6 protein-coding genes are annotated in these 6,581 nt (G+C 59.4%); 2 read left to right on the top strand and 4 right to left on the bottom strand.

Annotation, left to right across the window (positions count from 1 at the left end; genetic code table 11):
* Positions 1-197, top strand: a 197-nt coding sequence (locus BV390_RS31350) for a hypothetical protein (RefSeq protein WP_206098735.1), incomplete at its 5' end; no start/stop codon positions are given.
* Here the strand turns inward: BV390_RS31350 and licT are convergent.
* The 4 genes from licT to BV390_RS27835 form a co-directional block, all read right to left on the bottom strand.
* Positions 178-1,017 carry a BglG family transcription antiterminator LicT gene (gene licT, locus BV390_RS27850; protein WP_032689086.1) on the bottom strand — a complete coding sequence of 280 codons (840 nt, stop codon included), beginning with the start codon at positions 1,015-1,017 and terminating at the stop codon, positions 178-180. The genes BV390_RS31350 and licT overlap by 20 nt on opposite strands.
* The gene (locus BV390_RS27845) at positions 1,014-2,438 is read right to left on the bottom strand and encodes a glycoside hydrolase family 1 protein (RefSeq protein ID WP_085397570.1); all 1,425 of its coding nucleotides are present in this window, start codon (positions 2,436-2,438) and stop codon (positions 1,014-1,016) included. The genes licT and BV390_RS27845 overlap by 4 nt, the downstream gene beginning before the upstream one ends.
* Positions 2,435-4,315, bottom strand: a complete 1,881-nt coding sequence (locus BV390_RS27840) for a beta-glucoside-specific PTS transporter subunit IIABC (protein ID WP_064384204.1) — start codon at positions 4,313-4,315, stop codon at positions 2,435-2,437. Before BV390_RS27840 ends, BV390_RS27845 begins: the two co-directional genes overlap by 4 nt.
* 211 nt (positions 4,316-4,526) lie before the next feature.
* On the bottom strand, positions 4,527-5,456 hold the full coding sequence (locus tag BV390_RS27835) for a LysR substrate-binding domain-containing protein (RefSeq protein WP_032689091.1): 930 nt from the start codon (positions 5,454-5,456) through the stop codon (positions 4,527-4,529).
* 171 nt (positions 5,457-5,627) lie between these two features.
* Here BV390_RS27835 and BV390_RS27830 point away from each other — a divergent pair, with 171 nt between their 5' ends.
* Positions 5,628-6,578: a branched-chain amino acid ABC transporter permease gene (locus BV390_RS27830; protein WP_032689093.1), complete on the top strand. Its 951-nt coding sequence runs from the start codon at positions 5,628-5,630 to the stop codon at positions 6,576-6,578.
* Positions 6,579-6,581: the final 3 nt, after the last annotated feature.

Genomic DNA, 6,581 nt, shown 5'->3' with positions numbered 1-6,581 from the left:
GGCTAGCGCCTTACCCGGCCTACAAAACCCCTAATATCCGCAGGCTATGCGTTTTCCGTAGGCCCGCGCAAGCCACGCGCCGCCGGGCGATTCCGGAAAAGCGCATGTTGTCAGCCATCGGCGACGACTTTCGTCGTAAGGACAAAAAAGGTAATGCGCCCTATTCATCGAACACACTCACGCATCGAGGCCGCTAATCCGCACCAGATGCACGGTGAGCCACAGCAGCTCGTTGCCGCCGAGGGTGATATCGAGCTGGGCCTTAACGTAATCGCGGATCCGCAGCGCGCAGCGGTAAGCGTCCGGATACTCCTTAATCACCTGCACCAGCAGAAAACTGTCCCGCGCGCCGTCCAGCTCCCCCTCCTGTAAACGCTGGAGGAAAAACTGCATATGGATCAGAAAGCGCGAGTAGTTAATCGACCCGGTGTCTATCTGCTGCTTAAAGTGGTACTGCACGAGATTAAAAATATCCTTCAGCATCTTCACCGACTGCATGGTCTGCGCCACGTCGTCGCCCTCGCTCTGGCCGTTAACCAGATGAAACGCGATATTCCCCGCCTCCTCTTCCGGCAGTTCAATCCCGTACTGCTGGCGAATAATCGTCACCGCTTCGCTGGCGACGCGGAACTGCTGCGGATAGAAACGCCTCACTTCCGGCAGCAGACGGTTTTGAATGGCGATCCCTTTGCGGCTGCGCTCAATGGCGAAGGTCAGGTGGTCGGCGAGGGTCAAGAAAATCTGCTCGCGAACCTTGCTGGCAAGCTGCATATTGGCGCGGGAAATAATCATCGCCGCCATTTCGATGACCTCGTCCGGGATGGCGGAGAGCGCCTCGAGATAGCCGCTGCGCGCGCCGAGCGCCTGGGTCACGAATAGCTTCTCGATCTTCTCCGCGGCAATCTCATCCCCGGGTCGGCTGTTGAAGCCAATGCCTTTCCCCATGACGATAACCTCCCTGCTATCGTCATCCATAGAGAGCACGAGGCTATTATTGAGCACCTTCTGAACAATCATCTCTGCGACTCATCGTGGTTGCCGTTTTGCGCGATGACATCCTTATACCACCAGAAGCTGCGTTTGCGGATCCTTTGCAGGCTCTTCAGGTCATCCTCACCGCGATCGACATAAATAAAACCGTAGCGCTTGGCGTATCCCTGATGGGTGCTGACCACGTCAATTGCCGCCCACGGGCAGTAGCCCATCAGGGATACGCCGTCGGCAATCGCCAGCCGCATTTGCTCAATATGCGCCTGTAAGAAGGCGATGCGGTAATCGTCATTCACCGTCCCGTCATGCTCGAGCTTATCCGGCGCGCCCATGCCGTTTTCGCTAATCAGAATTGGCAGGCCGTAGCGCTCGCACACTTTGCGCAGCGTCAGGCGCAGCCCCACCGGGTCGACGACCCAGCCGTAGGGGGTTTTGCCAACCCACGGGTTTTCCGCCGGGCGATAAACCCCCTCTTCGCCCAGCATAATTTGCTGGTCACCCGCGCGGGGCGCAACGTCTGCGCCATCGCCCCGACTGGCGGCAATGGTAGCGGTGGAGTAGTAGTTAATGGCGATAAAGTCCGGCCGCCCCTGCTGCAAAATCAGCGCATCTTCTGGCTGCAGTTCCGGCGCGAGGCCGCGGTCCTGCATGTAGGCCCACGCCAGGGCGTTGTAGCGTCCATGCACCGCCACATCCAGAAAGCTCCAGCAGCGCAGCGTCTCCCAGTTATGCGCGGCGATGGCATCCTCCGGTTTACAGCTTTCGGCGTACATCGACGTGGTGTTTATCGCCGGGCCGATGCGCAGCCCGGGGAACTCGCGGTGGCACAGGGCGAAGATCTGCGCCTGGGCCAGCATCATATGGTGATTCTGCTGGTACAGCGCCTTCTTATCCGGCAGTTCACGATCGGCGGGCACGCCAATCGCGCCGGGATGGAGGATCATGGTGTTCTGTTCGTTGATGGTCAGCCAGAGCGGAACTTTGGCGGCAAATTCGCTGAACAGCAGCCTGGCATAGCGCACGAATGCCTCCCCGGTTTTGCGGTTCAGCCAGCCGCCTTTGAGCTCCAGCGCCCACGGCAGGTCGAAGTGGTAGAGCGTCACGATGGGGGTGATCCCGTGGCGGGTCAGGGCGTCGATCAGGCGGTGATAAAAGGCCAGCCCGCCCGGATTCACCGGGCCGTCGCCGTCAGGTATCACCCGCGACCAGGCCAGCGAAAAGCGGTAGGCCTTCAGCCCCATTTGCGCCATCAGCGCGACGTCCTCTTCCACGCGATGATAATGGTCGCTGGCGATGCGGAAGTCCGCCGTTCCCGGCGGATGGCTGAGCATGTCGACCACCGACGGTCCTTTACCGTCTTCATTCCACGCGCCCTCAACCTGATAGGCCGAGGTGGACGCGCCCCACAGAAAACCGTCCGGGAACCGGGCCTGCTGTTGATAGATCATGCCTGCGCCTCCTTAGCGGATTGCACCATCAGCGGTTCGCCGTAATCCACCTGCGCGGCGGCGGTGAGGCGCAGAGCGTGCTGTTCATCGCCGTTGACCACAATCACCGGCGTAATCAGGTCATACCCGGCCTGTTCGATGGCGGGAATATCAAAGCGGATCAGCGCCTGCCCCGACTCTACTCTATCGCCGACCTTCAGCGTCGAGCTAAAGTGCTGGCCGTTAAGATTTACGGTATCAATACCGATATGGATCAGCAGCTCAAGACCGCTGTCGCTCTGCAGACCAACGGCGTGGCAGGAAGGCAGAAACATCATCACCGTGCCGCTAAACGGCGCGCGCAGGACTCCTTCCTCAGGACGAATCGCCAGCCCCTCGCCCAGCAGACCGCCGGAGAAAACGTCATCGTTCACTTCACTGAGCGCCACCACCTGACCGCGCAGCGGGCTTAATACTTCAGTTTCCCCCTCGCTTTTGGCGCTGACCGCAGGCTGCGGCGCCTCGCCCACCTCTTCTTGTTCCTCAGGAACATCTTTGAAGGCGATAAACCAGGTCAGGGTAAAGGTCACCACGATGGAAATCGCGCAGGTCACCAGCGCATGGACGATGTTCATCGGGTTTTCGCCGATAAACGCCGGCAGCGCCGCAAGACCTGGCGAGACAAAGGCGTAGCGCACCAGCCCGCTCACCCCGGCATAGACCCCGGCGCAGCCGCCGCCGATCATCGCGGCAATCAGCACCCGGCGGAACTTGAGCAGCACCCCGTACAGCGCCGGTTCGGTGATCCCCAGCAGCGCGGTAAAGCCCGATGAAGAGGCCAGCTGGCGCAGGTTGCTATTTTTGGTTTTCAGCGCCACGCACAGCGTCGCCGCGCCCATCGCCACGTTTGAGGCCAGCATCCCCGGGCCGTTAATCATCTCGTAACCGCTTTTACTCAGCTGACCGGTGGCGATCGGCGTCATCGCCCACGCGGTACCGGTAATAATCAGGAAGGGCTGCAGGGTGCCCATCAGCATCGGGATCAACCAGCTGGCGTGGCGGTCGATAGCGCCCGCCCCGGCGGCGACCAGGTCGTTAAGCAAAATGCCCGCCGGGCCGACCACCACCAGCGCCAGCGGCGCGGTGATCAGCAGAATCAGCATCGGCTTAACGAAGAATTTGATAATCGAGGGCGACACTTTTTCGGCAAAACGCTCCACCCACGACATCAGCCACACGGTCAGAATGATCGGCAGCACCGAACCGGCATAATCGGAAAGCAGGACCTTGATACCGACAAAATCGACCGCTTTACCGGCCGCCAGCATCTGGCCGATGCCCGGATGCAGCAGCACGCCGGCGAGGGTCATCGCCAGAATCGGGTTGCATTCAAACTTCAGCGACGCGCCGTAGGCCAGCAGCACCGGCAGGAAGAAGAAGGCGGCATCGGCAATAATATTCAGCAGCTGATACGTCGAGCTGGTTTCGCTAATCACCCCCGTGAGCTTGAGAATGGCCAACAGCGCTTTAATCATCCCCGCGCCGGTAATCGCCGGGATCACCGGGGTGAAGGTGGTCGAAATGACGCTGATAACCCGCGCGACGATGCCGGTCGGCCTGGCGTTTTTGTCGCCGCTGGTCGGGCTTTTCTTCTCCGGCAGGGCCTTATGGAGCAGGCGATAAACCTGCTGCACCTCATTGCCGATAACAATCTGGAACTGGCCGCCCTTCTCCACCACGCTGATCACGCCGGGGATGGTGCCAATCTGCGCATCGTTAACCCTGGCGCGGTCGTTGAACTCCATGCGTAGCCGGGTCGCGCAATGGGTGAGCATGCGGATATTCTCCGCACCGCCCACCGCGTGGAGGATTTTGTCTGCTGTTTGGTTATAGTTCATAGTGTTCCCTGGTGTTGGGGCAAAAAAAAAGACCAAAACAGAGACGCTCCCCTTGGCGGGAGAGCATTTCTATTTTGGTCTTGCCTGCTTTCGCAGTAGCACGCCATCATAAAAATGGGTTATTTCGGCGGATTATCTAAGCGTCCCTGCTCAATGACAACGGCGACCGGGCAAAAGTGTGAGCTGGATTAAGTAAATTCTTAAGTGAAGATCACCCGAGGGCCTGCTGACGCAGCCAGCTCTGTAAGAGCTTGCCGTTGGGGGTCATCTCGCTATCCTGACGCACGCAGAGATAGTAATCCCGGCCATCATCTATTGCCGCAGCGAAGATTTTCACCAGCTCGCCGCTCTTCAGATAGGGAGCGATCAGCGGCTCGCGCATCAGCGCACAGCCCAGCCCGGCCTGTACCCCCGCCAGGGTCAGCAGGCCATCTTCAAACAGCGGCCCCGTCGAGCGCGGCGGGCGTTTAACCCCCTGCTGCACAAACCACTGGTTCCATGTCGTACGCTCCTCGTCGTGCAGCAGCGGCATCTGCAACAGCTGCTCCGGGGTATCAATATGCCCATGCAGGCGCAAAAAAGCCTGGCTGCATACCGGCACCATTTTGCCGGAAATCAGCTTTTCGCTTTGATAGCCCACCCAGTGACCGTTGCCAAAGCGGATCGACATATCGGAAGCATCGCTAAGGTAGTTGCGGTGGTTGGCGTAAACCACGTTGATTTCGGTATGCGGATTGGCGTGCATGAACGACGGCAGACGGGGAATAAACCAGCCCATACCAAACAGCGGGATCAGGCTGATCGTCACCTGCTGGGTTTGCACCTGATCGACCAGATGTTCGGTCGCCTGGCGCAGCACGTTAAACGCCGCGCGGATCGAGCGATAATACTCCCGCCCCTGCTGGCTGAGAGTCAGCCGCCGCCCCTGGCGTTCGGTAAGCGGGATCTGCAAATAGCCTTCCAGCACCTTCAGCTGGTGGCTGACCGCCGAGGGTGAAATCGCCAGCTCCTGCGCCGCCAGGGTCACGCTGCCGAGGCGTGCGATCGCCTCGAAGGCGCGTACCGCCCGCAGCGGCGGATCGTTGGCTAACGTACTCTCCGACCAGCTAACCGGCCCCTCTGACTGTTCTGTTTTTTTCATATGTTGATTTTCTTAGCGTATTTCACGACTCGATGCTTTATTTAATTATATTAAAAATCATAAAGATAGTTAAAAACGCATTTATCATAAGAAAGAATATATGCGTATTTTACAATTTAATTCATTTGTTGGATGGTAGCTATTATTTGAGCATCTTGTCGGAAGAACCAGTTGGACACACTCATACAACAAATAATCAACGGGGTCATGCTCGGCAGCATCTACGCCCTGATCGCGCTCGGCTACACCATGGTGTATGGCATTCTGCGCATTATTAACTTTGCCCACGGCGATATTCTGATGGTCGGCGCGTTAACCACCCTTTCCGGGATGAACGCGCTGAATGCCCATTTCCCCAATCTGCCGCCGCTGGCGCAGCTGGGGCTGGCGCTGCTGCTGGCCATGGCGGTGTGCGCCCTGCTGGCGATGGCGATCGAGCGCTTTGCCTACCGCCGCCTGCGCAACGCCCCGCGCCTGGCGCCGCTGATCTCCGGGATCGGCGTCTCGGTACTGCTGCAAACCGTGGCGATGATCGTCTGGTCGCGCAATCCGCTGATGTTCCCGCAGATCCTGCCCATGGATCCGATCGCCGTGACCCACGGCAGCGCAGCGCATCCTCCGGCTCTCGTTACCGTCACCGGTATCGTCACCGTCGCGCTGGCCCTCGCGGTGATGCTCGGCCTGTGGCTGCTGGTGGAGTACACCCGCTTAGGTCGCGGTATGCGCGCGGTAGCGGAAAATCCACGCATCGCCACGCTGATGGGGGTTAACCCCAACGCGATTATCATCCTGACTTTCGCCATCGGCGGCGTATTCGCCGCGCTGGCTGGCGTGATGATGGCCAGCAACTACGGCAGCGCCGGCTTCTCTATGGGCTTTCTGCCCGGCATTAAGGCTTTTACCGCCGCGGTGCTCGGCGGCATCGGTAATATTCGCGGCGCGATGGTCGGCGGCCTGCTACTGGGCCTGATCGAATCCCTGGGGGCCGGCTATCTCGGCGACCTGACCCACGGCGTCTTTGGCAGCAACTACCAGGATATCTTCGCCTTTATGGTACTGATTCTGGTGCTGGTCTTCCGCCCGGCTGGTTTGCTCGGCGAACGCGTCGCGCACCGGGCCTAGGAG

Source organism: Klebsiella sp. YJ, assembly GCF_002108615.1.
Taxonomy (GTDB): Bacteria; Pseudomonadota; Gammaproteobacteria; order Enterobacterales; family Enterobacteriaceae; genus Klebsiella; species Klebsiella planticola.
Note: the sequence above shows the minus strand (reverse complement) of the source record. Positions and strands in the feature narration are given on the sequence as shown.